The organism is Nostoc sp. DedSLP03 (genome assembly GCF_034530815.1).
Classification (GTDB): Bacteria; Cyanobacteriota; Cyanobacteriia; order Cyanobacteriales; family Nostocaceae; genus Nostoc.
In genome coordinates, this window is sequence record NZ_JAVRCK010000027.1 from 90,883 (window position 1) to 92,874 (window position 1,992).

2 protein-coding genes are annotated in these 1,992 nt (G+C 38.3%); both read right to left on the reverse strand.

Annotation, left to right across the window (positions count from 1 at the left end; genetic code table 11):
* Positions 1-146: 146 nt before the first annotated feature.
* The gene (locus RM368_RS15325; protein ID WP_322694842.1) at positions 147-773 is read right to left on the reverse strand and encodes a chemotaxis protein CheB; all 627 of its coding nucleotides are present in this window, start codon (positions 771-773) and stop codon (positions 147-149) included.
* A gap of 144 nt (positions 774-917) precedes the next feature.
* Positions 918-1,787 carry a polyphosphate kinase 2 family protein gene (locus RM368_RS15330; RefSeq protein ID WP_322694843.1) on the reverse strand — a complete coding sequence of 290 codons (870 nt, stop codon included), beginning with the start codon at positions 1,785-1,787 and terminating at the stop codon, positions 918-920.
* Positions 1,788-1,992 lie beyond the last annotated feature (205 nt).

Consider the following 1,992-nt stretch of genomic DNA (forward strand, 5'->3'; position numbering starts at 1 on the left):
AGCTTCATTAACGGAGTTCAAAGCCTCATTAATGGAGTTGTGAGCTTCATTAACGAAGTTCAAAGCCTCATTAAACTATGTTGACACTAAGTTAGTTGCACTTTAATACATATTTCCTCTACTCCCCTGTCCCTATGCCTCTCAGTTTAGTTAAATTTTCCCATGACTAAACTTACCAGGGTGGTAGAAATTTTATCAAGAGGTAGAATAAAATCTACATTGCCAGTGTTAATTGCGGCAGAGGGCATCCCCGCAAATTCGGCGGTTTTTACGTCTTGGACAATGACAGTACCGCCCATTTTTTTAATTGCTTCTATTCCGATTGCGCCATCGCTACCCGTTCCACTTAGCACAAGGGCGATCGCTCTGTCTTTGTAAGTGGCTGCAACTGATTCAAATAATAAGTCAGCCGAAGGACGTAAAAAATGTACTACTTCAGACTGTGATAAAGAAAGTGTACCGTCACCATTAACCAACAAGTGACGATCGGGTGGAGCAACGTAAGCCGTTCCTGGGGTAAGGGAATCTCCTTCTTGTGCCTGTTTGACAGTAATATCTGTGCGCCGATTGAGAATTTCTGCCATGAACGACGGATGTTCCGGAGCCAAGTGTTGCACAATGGCGATCGCGGCGGGAAATTCTGCTTTTAGAGTCGATAACACTTGAATTATAGCAGTCAGTCCGCCTGCGGAGGCTGCGATCGCCACTATATCAAAGGCAGCATTAGTAAAGTGAGGTGGATGATTTTTGGCATTTTCTGCCATTTCAATCATGATTTTGCGCCTATGACTATCTGCGTAACTTTTTTAGTTACAAATAGCATTAATTAAGTTACAATTTTTTATTATTTACATATATTATACAGGATATTTGAACTACTTCAGCATTTTTTTACTTTTAGCGATCGAATTCACAGGTTAATCTTCCTGCTCTAGAATACGTTTCGCCTCCAAAAGTTGCTGCTTATGTTCCTCACTAACTGTTGGGTATTGCAGATTTAGTTCTTCTAATTTTGTGCAGATAATATTGGCAACGGTCAGGCGTGTAAACCATTTGCGATCGGCAGGGATAATATACCACGGTGCCCATTTAGTACTAGTATTATTAAAAACTTCTTCATAAGCATTCATATAATCATCCCAAAAAGCTCGTTCTTTGACATCATTATCTGAAAACTTCCAATTTTTCTCAGGGGAGTCAATCCGTGCTATAAAGCGTTTTTTCTGTTCTGACTTAGAGACATTTAGAAAAAACTTCAAAATGATTACACCATTATCAACCAAATATTTTTCAAAGTTATTTATTTCTTCAAAACGCTGTTTCCATATCTTATTGCCATTAGGAATTTGAGGCAGTTGTTGTTTCTGAAGCATTTCTGGATGGACGCGAACCACTAGCGCTTCTTCATAGTATGAACGGTTGAATATGCCAATTCTTCCTCTTTCTGGCAGAGCTTTCATTGAGCGCCACAAGTAATCATGGTCTAATTCTTCCGCACTGGGGCCCTTAAAACTAAACACCTGAAATCCCTGTGGATTAACACCAGAAGTTACGTGTTTAATAGTGCTGTCTTTGCCAGCAGCATCCATTGCTTGAAAAATAATCAACAAAGCATAGGTGTTTTGAGCATAGAGAATATTTTGGTAATTAGCTAGTCGTTCAATATCTACCTTTAATTTGGTTGCAGCATCAGCTTTTTGATGAAAATCAGTTTTATAAGCTGGGTCATAGTTTTTTTTCAGAGAAATCTTTGAACCAGGTGGAACAATGAAAGCATCATGATTCATCTATAAAATCTCCTAACAGTTATTTAATACACAAGCACATTTTGAAGCGTTAATTCCTAAAAGTTATGATTTATTAATAGTAATATCAATTTGAAAAAAGAATGCGACAAATAGACCATTTGTAGAGACGCGATGAATCGCGTCTTTACCTAATACCAATTCTGTATGAAGATGCGCCAAACTACGTCAAACTTATAGATAGGTA

What these genes read in the sequence shown, in the direction of transcription:
- RM368_RS15325 (WP_322694842.1), bottom strand. Translation starts at nt 773, where the DNA reads ATGATTGAAATGGCAGAAAATGCCAAAAATCATCCACCTCACTTTACT.
- RM368_RS15330 (WP_322694843.1), bottom strand. Translation starts at nt 1,787, where the DNA reads ATGAATCATGATGCTTTCATTGTTCCACCTGGTTCAAAGATTTCTCTG.